We start from the raw sequence: 19,728 nt of genomic DNA, 5'->3' as shown, positions 1-19,728 counted from the left end.
CCCCTTTATAAGCTAAAGGACTATACCGGCTCAGACGCCGAGATAGTCCTTCTTTTTATTCTCCATAATATGGATTTAATTCCCCCAAGAACGGCTTTGTGCGGAGTACATAAACCGCATATCTCCGCCGGGTTACCTAACCTTGCAAAATCAACCCCCGTAATAGGTGCAAGTACTCGGCTATTCAGCCAGAACGGAAGCCCAGCGTGCGTCCCAAGCAGGACCGAATGAACGAACCACTAGTCCCTTCACATCCGCTTTAACGATATAATGGGTCGTTCTGAAATAGAGAGGGAGTACGGCCGCATCCCGAATAAGAGTTTGTTCCTCTTCCGCCAGCAGTTTCGTCCTTCTCTCAGCATCTTGCTCCCAACTAGCCGCTTATGCTAGTAAAAAGGAGCCTACCTTTCTGACAGTTTTCTGACAGGCGTTTCCTTTTTCACGAATGATTCAGATCTATTTGACCCATATTAAGCAGAGTATATTGAAATGATCGGACCCTGAGGGAGAGGAGGCGAAATCCATGTGGAAATGGATGAAGAAAACAGGGGCGGGTGCCAGCAGCCAGACAAGTACAAGCGGTAGAGGGATCATCCCCAGTGAATATTTGCAAGAGTCCGGACATCCCCGGGAAGTAAGCGGCATTCTGGACGATGATATCTGGCTCATTCAGGAATTAATGAAGAATAATGAGGACCTTGTCGTCCGTAATTTCCAGTTATTTGACAGCACACCTGCCTCTCTGGTGTTCTTGACTTCTTTATCTGATCAGGAAGTGATCCGTTCCTACCTCCTTAAACCTTTGATGACCCATTCCAAGGATGGCGGGCCTGCACCCGATATCGAGACCGGAGAGCAGTTATCCGACTATATTGTTAATCAGGTGATTCAAGTCAGTCACATCAAGACCTCTACTGAAATTAAGCAGCTGGTTGATAACCTTACGAGAGGTCAGACTATTCTGCTCGTTGAAGGAATCTCCCATTATTTCCTGACCGATACCCGCCATATCCAGAAACGCGCGATCGAGCAGCCGCAAACCGAGCAGGTCATCCGCGGCCCCCGTGAAGGATTTATCGAACAGTTGGAGACGAATTTGTCCCTTCTCCGCTACCGGCTGCAAACCCCTGATTTCCGTGTAGAGGCGATGCAAATCGGGCGGTTAACGAAGTCGGAGGTGGCCTTCTGCTACATACAGGGCATTACAAATCCTGTCTTAATTCACGAAACCAAAAAACGTCTTTCTTCTATAGATACGGATGCTATTTTGGATGCAGGATTTCTGGAGCAGTTTATTGAGGATCATCCGCTCTCTCCTTTTCCGCAGATACAGAATACCGAACGTCCGGACAAGACCGTCGCCGCCCTGCTTGAAGGAAGAGTCGTTATCATGGTAGACGGCTCTCCTTTCGCCTTGATCGCGCCCACCGTATTCACCCAATTCTATCAGACGGTAGACGATTATACGGAGCGCTTCCTCATCGCCAGCATGATTCGCATTATCCGGCTTATCGCCTTAGTCTTCTCCCTGCTGTTTCCGGCTCTCTATGTCTCAGTCATCTCTTTCAACCCGGAGCTGATTCCGACCGACTTCGCGGTAGCTGTAGCAGGTGCAAGAGCGGGCGTGCCTTTCCCGGCCATGCTTGAAGTGCTGATCATGGAAGTATCCATGGAAATCCTCCGCGAAGCAACAATTCGTCTGCCGCAGCTCATTGGCGGAGCCTTATCTATCGTCGGGGTCCTGGTGATCGGGCAAGCTGCCGTATCCGCGGGCTTCTCAAGCCCCATTACCGTTGTGATCATCGCTTTAACCACAGTAGGTTCGTTCGCCACTCCTGCATACAATGCCGCTATCGCCCTGCGCATGCTCCGGTTTCCGCTGATCATTCTGGCAGGCAGCTTCGGGCTTTATGGTGTGATGCTGGGGGTTATCCTGATTGTTAATCATATGCTGAGTATCCGTTCGTTCGGAATTCCTTATCTGGCTCCACTGGTGCCCTTTAACGCTCAGGGATGGAAGGATACTTTTTTAAGAGGACCCCTATGGGGAATGAAGAAACGTCCCGATCATCTGCAGACAATGAACCGGAACCGCCGGAACCAGACGGACAAATATTTCCGTTCTCACTCATCTGTCTGGGACTCTATACCGGAGGCGACGGAAGAACAAGAGGGGGCTAAGCCATGAACAACCATCCGCAAATCTCAAATCTGCAGGCAGGCTCCATCCTCGTCACGACTTTGATCGGGATTGGCGTTCTTCCGCTTCCGCGGGTTGCCGTACTAGCCGGAGAAAACTCCGCTCCTTTGGTCACCCTGGTTGCAATCGTTGTGGCTGCACTCATTGTAACGGCCTGGAGCTTGCTCGGGATAAGATTCCCCCGACAATCTCCCGTGGTCTACGGCAAAACCATTATAGGCAAATGGCTGTCGGGCCTGTTCATTGTCGTGATTACGGCTTATTTCATCGTAACGACGGCTATCACATTCCGCGAATTTGGGGAAGTTATGAATACCTTCGTGCTCCGCCAGACTCCCCTTGAGATCATTATTATGATGATGCTGCTCCTGGTTGCCGTTACCGCACGCAAAGATATCTATTCTTTCTCGCTCATCCACTCCTTCTATATGCCGTTTGTTATCTTCCCTGCTCTATTCATCGTTATACTCTCGCTGGGCAATGTAGATTGGCTTAATCTCCAGCCCGTTCTGAGAACGCCGGATATGAAATTCTGGATGGGTTCACTTGGCATAGCAGCTTTGTTCCGCAACGTTCTTATTTATACCTATATCATCCCCCGGATGGAGAATCCCCGTACCGCAATGCGGATCGGGATAATCAGTACAAGTATATCCGGAGGGCTGTATCTTCTGCTGGTCATTGCATCAGTCGGTGTATTCGGACCGCAGGAAATCAAACTGCTGCTGTGGCCGACACTTGAGTTAGGTCGGGCAACCATTATTCCGGGAGAATTCCTGGAGAGGCTGGACGCTACGTTTCTCATCGTGTGGGTTATCTCCGTATTTAATTCCCTTCTCAGCGGTTATTACTTTATCGTTCTGACACTGAAAGAACAGCTTGGACTGAAAGACCACAGAATGATCGCGACTCTGCTGCTGCCTTTCTTTTTTCTGTTCAGCATGCTGCCGCAAAACTTGCTTCAGTTGTATACAATCTCCTCCATTATGGTTCCCGGAGGACTGCTTCTCTTAGTGGGCTACCCTTGCATCCTGCTCGTGGTCGCTTACATCCGCAAGAAAGGAGGAGGCCGGGTTGAAACCGAATCTGTGTAAGCTCCCTCTGTTTCTAGCCGTTTGCCTCTCTTTTCCCTTCGTGTTGGCTGGATGCTGGGACCGCCTGGAGATTGAAGACCGGTCGCTTATTCTCGGAATGGCGATTGACCTGACCGATCAGTCCCTGGTGGAGAGCAAGCTCGACCGCGTCAATCATTCCAGCCCCAATCCGATACCGGGCAGCAAATTGATCCGCGTTACCACGTCCATAGCGGTTCCCGGACGGATTCCCTTAGGGCCCAGCGAAGGCGGTAGCGGCGGGCAAGGAAAAGACAAGCCGGTATGGGTCGTCCGTGTATACGGGCACACCGTCGACGACGCCCTGAACAATCTGCAGCAGCAGATTGCGGATCCTACTTATCTCATTCATCTCCGCGTGATCGTTATTAGTGAAGAGGTGGCCCGCGATCATATGGAACATCTTAATGACTACTTCCGCCGCAATTCGGAGGTCCGCAGAAGAACGTGGCTGCTCGTCTCCAATGGAGAAGCTGCCCGGTTCCTGAATGTAGCACCTCCACTCGAAAGAGTGCCGACGCTCTACGTCTTGTCTATGCTGGAGAAATCGGTAAAGCTCGGCAAATTCCCTCCCGATTACATCGGTGAATTCTGGAGCAAATTGTCCAAGCATGGACAGGATGCCTATCTTCCTTTTGTCGACATCCGGCAGAAAGAAAACATCCTGATCGGAGGTATGGCTCTTTTCAGGAACAATAAAATGGTAGGAACTACGGAACCTCTGGAAATCGGCGCGTACATGGCGGTCAAGCAGATTAATCCGGGCGGCTATACGCCTCTGGTCAATGTGCCGGGTATAGGACCTATCATGATGAACACGACGGAGAGGAAATCCAGAATTCAGGTGAACATGAAGGACGGGCAGCCGCATTTTCTCATCACGGTGCATCTGGAGCAGGATCTTGGCGAAAAATATAACGAAGATATTGAGATCACGGAGCGGACAATCGGCCAAATTGAATCAAGCGTTGCCAAAGAAACCAAACGTATTATTGAAAACCTGATCCGTAGAACCCAGGCCAAGGAGTCCGATATTTTCGGATTAGGGGAATATGTCAGAGCGAAGGAACCGGGTTACTGGAACACTCACATCAAAACGAAAGAGAAATGGCATCAGGCGTACCGCACCTTGCCGATAGAAGTCAGCACCAAAGTTCACCTGAACCGTACCGGAATGGAATACAAATAGGAGGAGAAGCTATGTATTTAGGCTATTTGCATTATCTGGCTTCCTTCTTCCTGCTTGCCGGTCTCGGGCTGCTCTTGGTAGAGAAGCGTATTTACGAAATAAGCGGCTGGGACAAAGAAAAAAACTGGGCGGGGCGGCTTGGCTGGTTCGAGATCTTCGCGGGGCTGCTTATCTTCCTGATGTACTTCCTGTTCCGCCATTACTTCTGGTAATTCCCTCACAGGTACAGGCACAACAAGCGTCCCCTTCTAATAAAATGCTTGCAGGAGATTCGTTTGGAGAAGGGGTTTGTTTATGGCCAGACTTGTTCCGTCCCGCCAAGCGCGGCAAGCATCTGCACACCCGGCAGGACTGGTCCGGGGAACTGAGCGTCCGTCACGCAGTAAAAATCCCTCGGACCGCGTCTGTCCGGGATCACAAAAGGATCTCCCTCTAGAGGTAAACGGGCCCTCTATAGCGGACTCCGCTAGTCAGCCGGCATTGTCCGGACCTGAAGATGACACCGCCACAATCCGTGGCGCCAAAGTTCCGAAGACGAATCCCTTGATCGGCGTGCTGATCAAAAACGTATACCCGGATTCGTCCAAGGGACTGTTCGGCGCGATCACGGCCTTCTGCCAGGAACTTGATGAAGCAAGCAGGCAGCAGAACGCGCGTGTTTTCATCTTCACGGTAGAAGGCATTACGCCTGGCAGCTCCCAGGTAAGCGGGTGGCAATACTCGGATGGCTCTTGGAAGCGGGGGACGTTTCCGGTCCCTTCGGTCATTTACAACCGGCTGACTTCCCGGGTACTGGAAGCGCGCCCGAAGGTCCAGCAATTTTTTCGCGAAGCAAAGTCCGCACACGGGTCCAAAGTCTTTAACGAGAAATATTTGAACAAAACCGAAGTATTTCAAGCCCTCAAAAATGACGAGGCCTGCAAAAGCTTCCTGCCGGAATCTCATCCTTTCAAAAACTATGCCATGCTTCAGAATATGTGCAATAAATACCCGGTTGTGTTCCTTAAACCCGTTCTAGGCAGCCTCGGCAAAGGTATTCTCCGCATCACAGAGCTTGGAGATAAAACGTACAGCTGTGAGATTCCTACGGTCAACGGTACGAACCGGAAAGTGTACCGGAGCTTATCCAAGCTGTTCAGCGCCCAACTGGGCAAACTCAAAACAAGCCGCTACCAGATTCAGCAGGGGCTTGCGCTCATTCATGTGGGCGGACGTCCCGTTGATTTCCGGGCCCTCGTGCAAAAGGATCAAAAAGGAGAATGGGCCGTAACCTCCGTGGTCGCCCGTATTGCCGGGGCCAATCACTTCGTGTCCAATCTCGCCCGCGGAGGATCACTGGGTACGGTCAAGGAAACACTCGCCCGCACCTCGCTTCCGGCGGCGGACCTCAAGAAAATCTCCGATCAAATCCGCAAGGCTGCCGTAGCTGTCGCTGCCGGCATCCAGACGAATATCCCTTCTTTGTTCGGCGAACTGGGTGTCGATCTCGCCGTGGATACGAGCGGAAGAGTGTGGCTGCTGGAGGTCAACTCCAAGCCCTCCAAGAACGACAATACCCCGCTGGACAGCAGTGGAGGCAAAATCCGCCCGTCTGTCCGCAGGGTAATCCGGTATTCCAAGTATTTGGCCGCCCAAACTTAACTTCAGTCGAAAATTAAAGATAAGAAGAGATAATCGAAGAAAATCGCCTATGGAAGCCTATTCATCGGCTGCACATCACGCTTTCCGCCAATTCTAATTGTTTTCTAATTAAAGCGCGCAAACCCAGTACTCGCCTGGGTTTGCGTTTTTTTATCCAAAAAACTCCATCCTCGCCTATGCTATACTGGGAAACATCAACGAGATGGAGGTACAAGACATGAAACTACAACTAGGAAAGAAACTCATCATCGCAAGTCTGAGCGCCACAATAGCCCTCTCGGGTGGATTAACTGCTCTACCTACACAAACAGAGGCCGCGATCTCCAATGCTGCTTTTGCAAACAAAGCCAACAAGATTATTGATCTGGCCGATAATTATATGGGCAGACCTTACAAATTGGGAGCGAAAACAGGAAACACCAGCTCATTCGACTGCTCCTCACTGGTACAGTTCGTATACCAAAAGAACGGAATCAAACTGGCACGCGGAGCACGCGGTCAATATGAGAACGGCAAGCCGATTAAACGCAGCCAGCTTAAAAGAGGCGATCTGGTCTTCTTCTCTACGACAGCTACGCTAAAATATTCGAAGAACTCAATTAAACGTATTGGTCACGTCGGTATTTATGCCGGTAATAATAAAGTCCTGCACACTTTCGGTGAGGGAGGCGTGAAATACAGCAACATGGGTTCCGGCTGGTGGGACAAGCACTACGTGACAGCGGTAAGAGTCATCAAGTAATTTACACCAGGAGATGATAATCGAATGAAGCGTCTATCTAAACTAGTACTAAGTCTTGCCGTACTAGGCAGCAGTTATTCTGTAGCAGGAGCCGCCTTTGCAGAGACGGCTCCCGCAGTTAAATCAAGTACTACATCCACTATTATTACCACCGGGACCCCTTACTTAAAACAGGAACCTGTTTCCGGAAAAGGTAAAATTTACGGCACCGTTCCAAAAGGTACGGAGCTGAAACTTCTGGAAGAAACAAACAGATACTACGTCAAAGTCAATTACAAGGGACAGACCGGTTACATCTCTACCCTTTACATGAAAAAGGTTAGCGGCGGTACCGCCACGAAACCGGAATCCGGCGGTTCGTCATCCTCTAATATTACGTTAGCCAAAAAAGCCGATAACATTATTGCTTTTGCCAAGAGTCTGGAAGGCAAAGTACAGTATCAGTACGGTAAGAACGATACGAACAAACTGTTGTTTGACTGCTCTTCCTTCACCAAATATGTGTTTGCCAAGGAAGGCATCAACCTCAAATGGGGAGCAAGGTCCCAATACAAGGCCGCGACTCCAATTAGTAAAAGCGAACTCCGCAAAGGAGATCTCGTGTTCTTCTCCACCAATGCTACATACAAATACACCGATAAGGTTCAAAAAATCGGACATGTAGGCCTCTATATGGGCAATGGCAAGTTTATTCACAATGTTAACCCTAAGGATGATGTTGTCATTGGTGATATGAATGCAAGCTGGCAGCAGAAGCATTTTGTCGCTGCGGCGCGTGTTCTTAAATAAAGCGCATAATTGTCTTAAATCCGGGAGATAAGCTCCCGGATTTTTTTTGATGCAAGCGAGGAAGCAAGAATTAGAAGAGCTGCGTACAGTCACCCTATAGGGCAAGTACACCGCTTTTGGGTGCGGGATAGCCACACCATCTTCCCCAAGGGACCATATGATATTACAGTCTAAGGGAAGGGAATGGTAGTTGTTATGGCAAAGCCCGTAATCGGCATCCTCACTTGGAGGGAGGGGCATTCCTTCAAAGAACCGGGGTACTTCCGCTCACTAGTAAAGGAAGGCCAGAAATTAGGTGCCACTGTGTTTATCTTCTCGCATAAAGATGCGTTCCCGGATAAAAAGCAGGTGCGGGGCTACGTACCATCTGAGAAAGGCGGCTGGACTCACCGGACATTTCCTTGGCCCGATGTGGTGATTGACCGCTGCAGAACGGCTCAAGACGGATATCGCGAGTTCCGCAAACAAAAGCATTTTATATATGCCAACAACACGTTTACGAATAAAATGAGCGCAACCCGGCTTTTTACCAATAACGAGAGTCTTATAAAATGGATTCCTGCTACCGTGGATTACAGCCTAGACAACCTGACACGAATGTTCAAAAAACATACGATCCTTTATATTAAGCCGGGTAACGGGACCGGAGGCAAAAGTATCGTAAAAGTTTCCAAAACAAAAGACGGGTACCGGCTGCTTGGGCGTACGAGAGGATACGGCAGGCGGAATCTGCTTTTCAAGGATATCTCATCGCTTGGCAGCTGGCTCAACCGGTGGGTACAGCAGGAAAGAATCCGTAAGGGCAGCTTCATGATCCAACAGGGATTGGACCTAGAACTGATTCCGGGTCACGTATCTGACATGAGGCTCCTGATCCAGAAGAATGATAGCGGAAACTGGGAAGTGACCGGTGAAGGCATGAGGATCGGAGGCGTGAACAATCCGACTTCCAACCTTCACGGCGGCGGCAGAGCGGCCAGTGTGGCGGATGTTCTGCACAAACGGTTCGGCGTCAAAAAAACGGAAGAAATCGTAGCCGAGTGCCGCGAGCTTGCTCACGGGATCGTATCGGCCATTGAGAAGCAGTATGGCAGCATGCTCGAATTCGGCCTCGATATCGGAATCGATACACGCGGCCGCGTCTGGCTCATTGAAGTGAACCCTAAGCCGGGCCGGGAACTGTTCAAGAAAATGGGGCGCAGCGATCTGTATGCCAAAGCGATCCGCCGCCCTATTCAATACGCGATGCACTTGAAGGAAGAGAGCGAGAAAGAATAGTCTGGTGATCTTCATACGCCTTTAATGCCGCGGCATTAAAGGTTTTTTTATATGTATACAGCATCTACTTCTTGATCCGGTAACCGCTGAACCGCTGCAAGGCGGCTTATGACAGGCCTAACCAGAGATGACGAAAAGACACAGGAAGTTGCCTTCTTGTGCCTTACTAGAACCATTCTTTCTGTTGTATTTACTCGGAGAAGCCCACCCGCCCCCTATGCCTTGCCGTAAGAAAGTTTACGGAGCTTCTTTTTACCTTTATATACGGGGAGCGGTGAGTGATTGGCCCGGATGTAGCGCCATATTTTGCGGAAAACCGTTTTATCTTCGAGTTTCTTGAAAATAAAGGGATCAGGCCTTGTATTCACTTCCAGAATCCATGGCTTTAGATCCTTATCGATCGCGATATCCACACCGAATGCAGTTACCTTCGGATAGCCCGTATGCATGTATTCCGCGATCTCTAATCCAAGTTTGTTCAATTTTTTCACGTATTCCTCCACCTGATCCGGGTCCAAATAATCGTTAAGAAGACGCGGGACAGGAGTAGGTGTTCCCCCGCTGTGATAATTCGTTACGATTTTGTCCGGATGAGCGACTCTCCCGATGATTCCGGTGTTTTCCCAATCCCCGTCAAAGTTCTTCTGAACCATAATCCGAATGTCGAACGGGCGTCCTTTGCTGGTTAGAAGCCGGATTCCGCGCTGAACGAGATGCTTCCGTTCTTTTAAATACGGGAACATGGAACGATACATATCCTCGTAGCTGTCAAACACCTTCTTGCGCTTGCCGATCTGATAGCGGTATTTGCCTTTGGACAGAATATCTACGCGCAGAATCCCCCGGCCCCCGGTCCCGTTATTCGGTTTGACATACACCACATTGTATCTCTTCAGCCAATCCCGGATGTGCTCTTTGGATTCCGAAGCGGAATCGGGAAGAAACTTCTTTAGCTCCGGATGCCGGTTAAGATATTGGGTTTTACCCAGCTTGTTGTTAGGCAGAACATTCTGTGAATCCATGGTCATCCTCCCATGTTCTCCAGGCGCAGCAGCTGCCGTGGAAGCCGGCGCAGCCGAAGCTTCATCTCTTGTATAGTGTACGGCAGCATCGGGCAAAACGTGCATCCCTTCCTCAGCAGATTAGGCGCGCCCACCCAGACCAACCCGTAACTCTGCGCATAGGATATCGTGTACTCCATTACGAAGGAGGTCATGCGAAATGTCAGGAGTTGGATACGGCGGTTTCACAAGCACTGGTGCCATTCTGGTTCTCTTCATCCTTCTGGTAATCATCAGCCGCGCTTTCTTGTACTAATCCGGCGCGCATGAAGCTTTAAACAAAAAGAAGGCCATCCCTTCGGGGATTGGCCTTTTTTTGTTGGTGGCAGCAGCCTTACTGGCTCAGCAAGAAAACGTTGAGCATAGTGGATAAAAATCCACTTCATTCATTCCAAATTCCCGGTGGAGGCGGAAGCTTCAATTTTTGCGCCCAGCTTATCCGTTTTCATTGTTTTTACAAACTCTTTTTGAAAGGTGTTAACCCCATCGTATTTTTCTGCATCATACATGAGTTGATGATTGTCGGCTACTTTAAACTTGCCTTGGTATACGCCGGCGATCGTGTAAGCATCTTGAGCGACCGGCCCTTCATAAGGCCGCAAAAAAAGCACATAGTTCCCTTTGTGAGTGTCTTTGGTAATATTCAGTGCCGCAAGCTCTGACAGACTAAGGCGGGTGCGCTCCAGTTGCTGTTTCCCCTTAAAGACTGTAACGATTTCTATCTGTGTTTTGGCAAAATCCGCATTGAGGTGATGAATGGTTTCTTGATTATCCGTTATCTTTACTTCGGCGATGATTGGAGAAGCTTGGGCGATCTCTTCAAACGATGTATAGACTTTCGAAACATCAAGCGCCGCATAAGAGTACGGAGGAGAAGGCTGGGAACAGCCTGCCGCAGTGATTAAGAATAAGCATAACAGAATATACTTTTTCAACTTTATCTCCCCCTTTTAATAGCGAATATTAGACAATTTAGTCTAATGCAAGGCTGTCACTTCAAATAAATTGCTGACAACAAAGTCTTCTCATCTCCATTATAAGACCGTACATTGAACGCAGGGTAGAACAAAAAAAGGCCATTCCGTCATGGACTGGCCTTCTTGGTCACTAAATAAACGACAGCTTCTCGTATGCCCGGCCCAACGTGCTCCTGGCATCGCCTTGAAGCCAATCCTCCACAATCGTGTAATAGATCGAACGAAAATCCACCTGAGATTCAAGGTCGCCCTTAATCAGCTTCGTAAGACTCGGATAAGCCCCGTACAGCCCCCCGCTGACACTCCCTCCCAACAGGAAGACAGGCCCGGCCGTTCCATGATCCGTACCTCCACTGCCATTCTCCTTGACCCTGCGGCCAAACTCCGAGAATGCCATCATCATAACATTATCCTGAAGCCCGTGAGCCTCCAGGTCACGGTAGAAGGCTCCCAGAGCCGCGTCTACGGTCCGCAGCATTTTGCCGTGATTCGCTTTCTCATGGGCATGGTCGTCGAAAGGCCCGACCTGCGTATAGAACACGCGCGTATCCGAACCCGACGCCAGCAATCTCACAGCCAATTGCAGTTCCCTGGCAAAAGCCGTATCCGGATAAATCACCCCTTCCTGATAACGGGGAGCCAGTGCCTGCACGGCCTCCACACTGCGGTAGGCTTCCATCCCGCTGCTGCAAATAACGCGCAGCGGCGTAATCTGCTTGCCCGGATCGTACATATCCAGGAAAGCCTTATTCAGACGGTTCCGGTCGGGATCGGATGTTTTGTTCGTAAAAATTTTGTAAGAATCAATTGTCGATACCAATGGAAGCGACAAAGAGTCATGCATCAGCGCCCTGCACTGTGTTTTACCGAGCTGTACCGCCCGAAGCGGATTGCCGGCGTCCAGCGAAGCGGCGGCATACCGGGCTACCCAGCCATTGGTTATCCGCTTCTCCGGCTCCGCCGTATGCCAGATCTCCATGGATCTGAAATGCGAATAATCCTGCTTCGGATATCCCACGCCTTGAACAATCGCCAGCTTGCCCCGTTTGTACAGCTCATTCAGCTCGCTAAGGCTCGGGTGCAGCCCCAGCTGTCCATTGATCTCAAACACTTCATGCTGCTTGAGCTTAAGAGTCGGCCTTGCGTCATGATAAGCACCGATGCCATAGGGAATCAGCGTATTAAGCCCGTCGCTGCCGCCTGACAGCTGCACGACGACCAGTGCCTTTCCCGTATCGCGGGACGGCCCCGGCGTAAGCAGCTTCCTGCTGTCCGCATAGAGCAGCGGTCCGCCAAGCCCGAGCGCCGCGACCAACGCCGTCCCTTTAATCAGAAACTCTCTTCGTGTCAGATTCATTTTCTCACCCTCCGGTTACTTCATCTGTGCTTCCGGACTAATGAGCAGAAGCTGAAGCAGACTTCTTTTGCCCCCTGCCGGTTTCTTGGAGGCTACGATGGTTTCGGACGCATACCGCGACAATACAGCCGCCGTGTTGCGGCCAAGACTTGGAATGCCGACGCTGCGGCTCCAGCGCTCGACATAAGTCTCACCGCCCGCTCCTGATTCTGCGGGCGACATCGCCTGGATTTGGCTGTCCGTAACCCGCTTGGACACTTTGTCCGCGAATTGATAGCGGGCAAGCAGGCGGTTGGTGGACAGCCAGGATGCTCCGCCCTTCCAGCCGGATATATCCGGCGGGGCGTACAGATCCATGCCCATCAGGCCCATGGAGGCCCGCATGGCTGCCGTCAGCGGAATATCCAGCGAGCGCATAGCGCCAGCCACGTATTCCGCGGGAGTTTTGACCAGCGTCATCCGGTACGCCGGGTCATAGAACTCATCGGAGATCAGCAGTTCGTAGAGAACATCCCCGATCGTATTTAATTTCTTGATGTTCCGCGCCACCTTATCGATCCATGCTTCCGGAGGATTCTCCGTACCGAAGTATGTCAGAAGCTTCGAGGCGATGAACTTCGGCAGAGCCGTCTGCCTCATCAGAATAATCACAGTATCTTCGGCATTGAATTTGCCGCTCTCTCCCAGCAGCACTTTGCCGCCTTCGTCATGCTGCTTGTCGACAAACTGTACTTTATCCGTTTTGCGGTCGTAGCTCCAGCCAGTGAGGGCCCGCGCCGCTTCCTTCACATCTTCCTCTTTGTAATTGCCGATTCCGAGTGTAAAAAGCTCCATCATCTCACGGGCATAATTCTCATTCGGAGACCCTTTGCGGTTCGTGGAGACGTCCAGATACAGCATCATAGCCGGGTCCTGCCGGATCGCATCGAGCAGCGAGCGGAAGCTGCCCAGCGCATGCTTGCGCAGAAGCTCATTTTGCCGCACCATCAGCATCATGTCGCTTACTTTGTAATAAGACGTGGCAAAATGACTATGCCAGAACAAGGTCATTTTCTCGACCAATGGAGTCGGAGACGCGATCATCCGGTAAAGCCAGTAGGTTTGCTGATCCCCAAGCCCCTTCTCGATAAGCGGTTTGTCGTCCGCTTTTACCTGTCCGAATGGCAGTACATCCTGTGAACCATCTATTAAAGGAATTCCGGAAGTCAGCCTTCGGACCGATTCTTCCTTTCCCAGTTTCAAACATTCTTGAACTTCTGACGGGACAGCAGAAAAGGACGTTCTCCCCAATAGGTGAAGCACTTCCTTCTCGGTCCAATCTTTCATGTGTGGCACCACCTTACTCCTTCATTCCTTCTATCATACAACCAAAATATGACATAGACTTCAGGAACATGCTAAGCCTGTGTTAAGAAAACAAAAACTCCCGAAACATTTGGAAACTGTTTCGGGAGACTCTAGGGCATTATTTAAGCTTGCAAGAAAGGCTATTAGCAGCCGAAGTACAAGGAGTACTCGTGCGGGTGGATGCGGATCGCAACAGCTTTCGCTTCGCCGCGTTTGATATCGACATAGTTCGCAATGAAGTCTTTCGTGAACACTTCACCTTGGAGCAAGAAGTCGTGATCCGCTTCCAGAGCGTCAAGAGCTTCTTCCAATGTGCCCGGAACGCTGCGGATTTCGGATTTGTCTGCATCGGACAGTTCATAAATGTTTTTGTCCAGCGGGCCGTAGCCAAGCTCGCGAGGATCGATTTTCTTCTTGATACCGTCCAGACCCGCCATCAGCATAGCTGCAAAAGCAAGGTATGGGTTAGCCGTGGAGTCCGGCGTACGGAACTCGATACGACAGCCCTTCGGAGTCACAGCAGCAACCGGAATACGGACAGCCGCGGAACGGTTTCCTTTGGAGAACACCAGGTTAACCGGTGCTTCGTATCCAGGAACCAGACGTTTGAACGAGTTGGTGGACGGGTTAGTCAGCGCGATCAGTGCCGGAGCATGATACAGAATACCGCCGATGTAGTGCATAGCCATTTCACTCAGGTTCGCGTAGCCGTTCTTGTCGAAGAACAGAGGCGTGTCGCCATCGAAGATACTTTGGTGAACGTGCATACCGGAACCATTGTCTCCAAAGAGAGGCTTAGGCATGAAAGTCGCTACTTTTCCATACTGTCTGGCTGTGTTGTGTACAATATATTTGTATTTCATCAAATTGTCTGCAGTTTTAGTAAGGGTGTCAAAGCGGAAGTTGATTTCGGCTTGACCTGCTGTTGCTACTTCGTGATGATGACGCTCGATGCGAAGACCTGCTTCTTGGAGAAGTTTACACATTTCACTGCGGATATCCTGTTGGCTGTCCACGGGTTGTACAGGCACGTAGCCGCCTTTGACTCCGATTTTGAAGCCCAGGTTGCCGCCTTCTTCCTTGCGGGATGTGTTCCATGCCCCTTCTTCGGAATCGACCGAATAGAAAGAAGTATTCATGCTGCTTTCATAACGAACGTCGTCGAAAATGAAAAACTCGGATTCAGGAGCAAAGAATGCCGTTGTACCTACGCCGGCTGTTTGCAGGAATTCTTCTGCTTTGTGTGCGATGCTGCGCGGATCGCGCTCATAACGCTCGCCATCAGGAGTGTGAATGTTGCACATAACGATCAGTGTCGGATGAGCGGTAAAAGGATCCACATAGACGGATTCCGTATCCGGCATCATAACCATGTCCGACTCCTCGATACCGCGGAAACCTTGAATGGAGGAACCGTCAAAAGCGACTCCGTTCTCGAATGTTTCTTCCTCAACTTCGCAAGCCGGCAAAGAAATGTGGTGCGCTTTACCCAGTAGATCTACGAAACGAAAATCAACCCATTCAATGCCTTTTTCCTTGATAAGGTCTAATACGTTCTTAACTGACATGTGTAAACCCTCCTAATTCCGTACATTCACATTAGATTCTCTGTGTAATGTTCAAGTTTTCAACTCATCTTTTTACATATTATATAGTGCTCCCGGAAATATCGTCAATAGTCATGTCAGGTATTTTTTTAAATTATGTAAGGTTTCATCACATGAAACAAAAAAAACCGGATTTCTCCGGTTTTCAAGCGATTTAATAATGAAATTATTAATGGAATTAAACCAGTACAGCTTCCTTGGATGTGTCGAAGCGTTTGCCGCAAAGCGGGGCAAGCTGCTCCAGATCACGAAGCAATTTGGCGAATTGATCCGGGAAAAGCGATTGAACTCCGTCTCCGGTCATGGAATTGTCCGGATCTGTATGCATTTCGATAATCAGGCCGTCAGCTCCCGCAGCTACGGATGCTTTGGTCATCGGCTCGACGAGTTCACGGCGTCCCGTTCCGTGACTCGGGTCCGAGATGACCGGCAGATGGCTCAAGCTTTGGAGCACCGGAATCGCGGTAAGATCCAGCGTGTTGCGCGTGTACGTCTCGAATGTTCGGATTCCGCGCTCGCACAGCATAACGTTCGGATTCCCGCCCGCCAGAATGTACTCGGCCGCATTGAGGAACTCATCGTAAGTGGAGCTGAATCCGCGCTTAAGCAGCACTGGCGTTTGAATCGTGCCGAGCTTGCGGAGCAGATCAAAGTTCTGCATGTTGCGAGTACCGACCTGCAAAATGTCCGTGTATTCGGCGCATACATCCACGTACTCCGGTGTCATGACTTCTGTGATCGTGAGAAGCCCGTGTTTGCGTCCCGCTTCAGCCATCATGACCAGACCTTCCACTCCGACGCCCTGGAAGCTGTATGGCCCCGTACGAGGTTTAAATGCTCCGCCGCGGAGCACTTGGCCTCCGGCCGCTTTGACCAGACGTGCGATTTCATCCATCTGCTCAGGGGTTTCTACCGCGCAGGGGCCGCCCATAACAACCAGTTGATCGCCGCCGATTTCGACATCCTTGATTCGAATTACCGTATCCGCCGGGTGAAAGTCACGGCTTGCCAGTTTGTAGGATTTCGAAATCTTCACCACTTGCTCGACGCCTTTCTGCTGACGCAGCTGTTCTGCAAGTACAGGATCGGCTTGACCGATAATTCCGATGACTGTCCGGTCATCTCCGCGGGATACATGAGCCTGCACACCATGGCTTTGGATAATCTGGACGATATCATCAATTCGGCCTTGCTCCACCTTATTAGAAAGAATTGCGATCATTTCATTCACACTCCTGTGGGTTTGTATGGTTATTTTCCGGTTATACTTCATCGCTTGTTCGCTTTTAAGCTTCTATGCTTTTTAGCTTCTATGCTTTTTAGCTTCTATGCTTTTTAGCTTTTATGCTTTTATGCTTTCATGCTTTTATTCAATAAAGTAAATATACAACTCTATTTCAGTTTCGTCAAGCCCGGATAGCTAAACAATGGTGAAGCTTCTTACCTGCATCGATCCAGAAAAGAAACATCTTTACCGGATAATATCCAAAAATGGAAAATAGTTTTTCAATATGCCCTTTCTCAAATTAAAATGAAATCATTCACCCGGCTATAACACGGACTGAAAATAAAGAACCGAACCTTTTTTTGATACAGCGACAATATAGTGTGTAAGCTGCTTACTCAGGAGGGCCCTCTGAATGCAAAGTGAATATATGTACCAATTGCTCACAAAAATGAAAGATGGCAATCAACAGGCGTTCCATGCGATCTATGAGGCCACCTATCAGGACGTCTACCGGACCGTCTCCTTTCTGGTGGATCATCAACAGGATCGGGAAGATGTGATGAATGAGATCTATATGCAAATGTGGACCTCACTTGCTAACTACGATACGAACCGGCCTTTCCATTTTTGGCTGCACGGCTTAGTAATCCGTCAAGTGCAGAGATTCCGGGTCAAGAGCTGGCGGAGATTCCGAATCTTTGAACGCATCCGTGCCTTTTCTCGGGAAGAGCCCTACTGGGATCAACCCCATGTGTTGATGGATGGGACGAACCCAATCATATCGCAGGCCATTCAAAAACTGACCGACAAACAGCGAATAGTGATTATCCTCCGCTTTTTTCACGACTATAGACTGGAGGAAATCGCGGCACTGCTCGATATTCCACTGGGTACAGTCAAGTCCAGGTATCATGCCGGCCTTCAGGTGCTCCGCAAACACGTATGGAATCTCCCCCGGGAAAGGATGGAAAAGCTCAATGACTATTGAACGTGAAATCCGTGAACATCTGCACAAAGAAGCGGAAACTATGGAGTGTCCTCCGTCCGTTTCCAGACGAGTCGAACAATCTTATTCTCACTATTTGCAGCGAAAAAGGAGCGAAAAAACCATGAAAAAACGATTAATAGGCGGAATAGTTGCTGCTGCAATTCTTATTCCCACCGCAGCATTTGCGGCCCCTGCCCTGATTGATCTGCTTGCCAGAACACCAATGACGGCTGAACAAGTCAAGGTGGATGAAGCTGGCAAGGCTGCACTGGAGAAGCTGTATAGCGCATTTCCCGAAACAAAATCATTCGAGATTATCGATGCAAGCAAAGTTCAAGGTGTCCAAACCAGCATCATCCTTCAGGAAAAAGGAGGAACCGGCAAAAAGATTACCCTTCATTCGAACGCTGCCACAGGAACGATCGAGCACGTGATACAAGAAAATTGGGAGCCTGAAGAGAAGCCGCTCACTGCTTTAACCGATCAGCAAATCAAGTCGAAGACAGACAATCTGATTGATAAACTGTATGGCAACATCGGAGAGTACGAATTTGCTATCGAGCAAATGGAGAACCCCGATCACAAAACGTTGGTGTTGAATTACAGTAAAAAAGGTTCAAAAACACCGTTCTATCAGGTATTTATTCAGGGCAATACGAGCAGTGTTTCTCTAATCGGAGGCGACACTACACCTTCAACCCATAAAATCGAAGGATATTTTTCGAGAAACGGTAAACCTGATTATTTCGCCGATGACTTTTTAAATGATGCAGATCTGTTTACTTTACTGGAAATTAGCCCGGCAGAATTAAAAGAAGAATTAGCAAAAGGTACCTCTGTTGCGGAGATAGCGGCATCTAAAAATATCTCTAAACAACAAGTGATTGAGGTCATTTCAAAAACCCAGGTTGATGCACAAATTCAAGGTGAAAATAATGGCGATGTTCCAACAAGCACGGATTCATATGAACAACAGCTAAGAGCCATTGAACCTAAAGTATTGCAAGTTATTGAACACAAAAATGAACTCTCCCCGAAGAAATAACAGTCAAGACGCCTGATGCAGCACCTAAACAGCAGCTCCGCTCATTTAACAAACAAAAGCCGGATTCCTTCAAACAGGAATCCGGCTTTTTAACTATCGAGCAGTCTTTAACGTATCTATTTCTTTAATTACTGGCGGCAATCTAAATACGGCTAGTAACGGCTTGCCGAATTAAGCGAACCCGATCGGCTAGGATTTAATGCCGGCTCTTGCTTTGGGCATTGGGATAAGCTTCTTCATGTTGATGGTCCGTGTAATTTCCCACGTCGACTCATCCGCAGGATCGAACTGCTCCAAATAAGCGATCGCTTCCTTCGTAATAGGAGTCGGCGTCGATGCGCCGGATGTCACTCCTACGTTACGAACCGTCATGAGCCAGTCCCGGCTGATTTCGGATACATCGGATATGCGGTATGCCTTTACCCCCGCAATATCCTCGGAAACCTGCGCCAGGCGGTTGGAGTTGTTGCTCTTCGGATCGCCGACGACGATAACCAGATCAACCTCTTTGGCCTGCTCAGCCACAGCTTCTTGACGAACCTGGGTCGCCAGACAAATTTCATTATGAATCTCCGCCTTCGGAAACCGCTCCAGCAGCTTCTTCATAATGTGTTTAATGTCCCATTGGCTCATCGTTGTCTGATTCGTGATCAGCACGCGGGAGTTCTGCAGCGCAAGCTCCAGTACATCCGCGTCTTCAAGCGTCTCGATCAGATGGACACGGTCAGGTGCGATGCCGATGGCGCCTTCCGGCTCCGGATGGTGTTTTTTGCCGATATAAATAATCTCATAGCCCTCGGCCGTCTTCTCACGGATCAGGTCATGCGTCTTGGTCACATCCGGACAAGTCGCATCTACAACCGTCAAGCCCTTCTCGCGCGCAATGCGGCGGACCTCAGGCGACACGCCGTGGGCCGTGAAGATCACCGTCCCGGTCGTCACCTGATCCAGAATTTCAAGACGGTTGGGACCGTCCAGCGTAATTACGCCTTCTTCCTCGAAGAAAGAAGTCACATGAGCGTTGTGCACAATCATACCGAGTATATAAATCGGCCGGGGCAGATCGAGGTTCTTAGCCGTTTGCATGGCCAGTGCCATCGCATCTACTACGCCGTAACAATAGCCCCTGGGGGAAATCTTAACGACTTTCATAACAAGCACCTACTT

Annotated in this window: 18 protein-coding genes; 11 read left to right on the top strand and 7 right to left on the bottom strand. The window is 49.7% G+C overall.

The genetic code is table 11. The features are described from left to right. Positions 1–523: 523 nt before the first annotated feature. From AR333_RS00265 to AR333_RS00230, 8 genes are all read left to right on the top strand, one after another. A complete protein-coding gene (locus AR333_RS00265) occupies positions 524–2,188 on the top strand; it encodes a spore germination protein (RefSeq protein WP_068773363.1) in 1,665 nt (554 codons plus the stop codon). Next, positions 2,185–3,294: an endospore germination permease gene (locus AR333_RS00260; protein WP_068773362.1), complete on the top strand. Its 1,110-nt coding sequence runs from the start codon at positions 2,185–2,187 to the stop codon at positions 3,292–3,294. The genes AR333_RS00265 and AR333_RS00260 overlap by 4 nt, the downstream gene beginning before the upstream one ends. Further along, on the top strand, positions 3,275–4,501 hold the full coding sequence (locus AR333_RS00255; RefSeq protein WP_068773361.1) for a Ger(x)C family spore germination protein: 1,227 nt from the start codon (positions 3,275–3,277) through the stop codon (positions 4,499–4,501). Before AR333_RS00260 ends, AR333_RS00255 begins: the two co-directional genes overlap by 20 nt. An 11-nt stretch (positions 4,502–4,512) precedes the next feature. Beyond that, entirely contained in the window at positions 4,513–4,713 is a 201-nt protein-coding gene (locus tag AR333_RS00250; protein WP_068773360.1) for a CLC_0170 family protein, read from the top strand. 82 nt (positions 4,714–4,795) lie between these two features. Further along, positions 4,796–6,142 (top strand): YheC/YheD family protein, encoded by a 1,347-nt coding sequence (locus tag AR333_RS00245; RefSeq protein ID WP_068773359.1) that lies wholly within the window; start codon positions 4,796–4,798, stop codon positions 6,140–6,142. 217 nt (positions 6,143–6,359) lie between these two features. Further along, a complete protein-coding gene (locus tag AR333_RS00240; RefSeq protein WP_068773358.1) occupies positions 6,360–6,884 on the top strand; it encodes a C40 family peptidase in 525 nt (174 codons plus the stop codon). Positions 6,885–6,908: 24 nt separating this feature from the next. After that, complete coding sequence (locus AR333_RS00235; RefSeq protein ID WP_068773357.1) at positions 6,909–7,673, top strand: SH3 domain-containing C40 family peptidase; 765 nt, start codon at positions 6,909–6,911, stop codon at positions 7,671–7,673. 195 nt (positions 7,674–7,868) lie between these two features. Then, entirely contained in the window at positions 7,869–8,951 is a 1,083-nt protein-coding gene (locus tag AR333_RS00230; RefSeq protein ID WP_068773356.1) for a YheC/YheD family protein, read from the top strand. Between the two features lie 215 nt (positions 8,952–9,166). Here the strand turns inward: AR333_RS00230 and AR333_RS00225 are convergent, their stop codons facing one another. Next, positions 9,167–9,973: a YheC/YheD family protein gene (locus tag AR333_RS00225; protein ID WP_084783554.1), complete on the bottom strand. Its 807-nt coding sequence runs from the start codon at positions 9,971–9,973 to the stop codon at positions 9,167–9,169. 199 nt (positions 9,974–10,172) lie between these two features. Between AR333_RS00225 and AR333_RS24080 the strand changes: the two genes are divergently transcribed. Further along, positions 10,173–10,268: a sporulation protein YjcZ gene (locus AR333_RS24080; RefSeq protein ID WP_084783409.1), complete on the top strand. Its 96-nt coding sequence runs from the start codon at positions 10,173–10,175 to the stop codon at positions 10,266–10,268. A 130-nt stretch (positions 10,269–10,398) separates the two neighbouring features. Here AR333_RS24080 and AR333_RS00220 read toward each other — a convergent pair whose 3' ends face one another. From AR333_RS00220 to aroF, 5 genes are all read right to left on the bottom strand, one after another. Further along, positions 10,399–10,947: a hypothetical protein gene (locus AR333_RS00220; RefSeq protein WP_068773355.1), complete on the bottom strand. Its 549-nt coding sequence runs from the start codon at positions 10,945–10,947 to the stop codon at positions 10,399–10,401. Positions 10,948–11,119: 172 nt separating this feature from the next. Then, positions 11,120–12,346 (bottom strand): DUF1501 domain-containing protein, encoded by a 1,227-nt coding sequence (locus AR333_RS00215; RefSeq protein WP_068773354.1) that lies wholly within the window; start codon positions 12,344–12,346, stop codon positions 11,120–11,122. 15 nt (positions 12,347–12,361) lie between these two features. Continuing rightward, the gene (locus tag AR333_RS00210) at positions 12,362–13,672 is read right to left on the bottom strand and encodes a DUF1800 family protein (protein ID WP_068773353.1); all 1,311 of its coding nucleotides are present in this window, start codon (positions 13,670–13,672) and stop codon (positions 12,362–12,364) included. A gap of 164 nt (positions 13,673–13,836) precedes the next feature. Beyond that, positions 13,837–15,261, bottom strand: a complete 1,425-nt coding sequence (glnA, locus tag AR333_RS00205; RefSeq protein WP_068773352.1) for a type I glutamate--ammonia ligase — start codon at positions 15,259–15,261, stop codon at positions 13,837–13,839. A gap of 217 nt (positions 15,262–15,478) precedes the next feature. Continuing rightward, complete coding sequence (gene aroF / locus AR333_RS00200; protein WP_068773351.1) at positions 15,479–16,522, bottom strand: 3-deoxy-7-phosphoheptulonate synthase; 1,044 nt, start codon at positions 16,520–16,522, stop codon at positions 15,479–15,481. 418 nt (positions 16,523–16,940) lie between these two features. Between aroF and AR333_RS00195 the strand changes: the two genes are divergently transcribed. Then, entirely contained in the window at positions 16,941–17,516 is a 576-nt protein-coding gene (locus AR333_RS00195; RefSeq protein WP_068773350.1) for a sigma-70 family RNA polymerase sigma factor, read from the top strand. Then, positions 17,506–18,561 (top strand): hypothetical protein, encoded by a 1,056-nt coding sequence (locus AR333_RS00190; RefSeq protein WP_172798775.1) that lies wholly within the window; start codon positions 17,506–17,508, stop codon positions 18,559–18,561. Before AR333_RS00195 ends, AR333_RS00190 begins: the two co-directional genes overlap by 11 nt. Before the next feature lie 189 nt (positions 18,562–18,750). On the opposite strand, the gene AR333_RS00185 is transcribed toward AR333_RS00190, so the two are convergent. Then, complete coding sequence (locus AR333_RS00185) at positions 18,751–19,713, bottom strand: 4-hydroxy-3-methylbut-2-enyl diphosphate reductase (protein ID WP_068773349.1); 963 nt, start codon at positions 19,711–19,713, stop codon at positions 18,751–18,753. Positions 19,714–19,728 lie beyond the last annotated feature (15 nt).

The sequence above is a fragment of the Paenibacillus sp. FJAT-26967 genome (assembly GCF_001541095.1).
GTDB lineage: Bacteria > Bacillota > Bacilli > Paenibacillales > NBRC-103111 > Paenibacillus_F.
The sequence above is the reverse complement of the archived record's forward strand: the minus strand, read 5'-3'. Positions and strand labels throughout refer to the sequence as shown.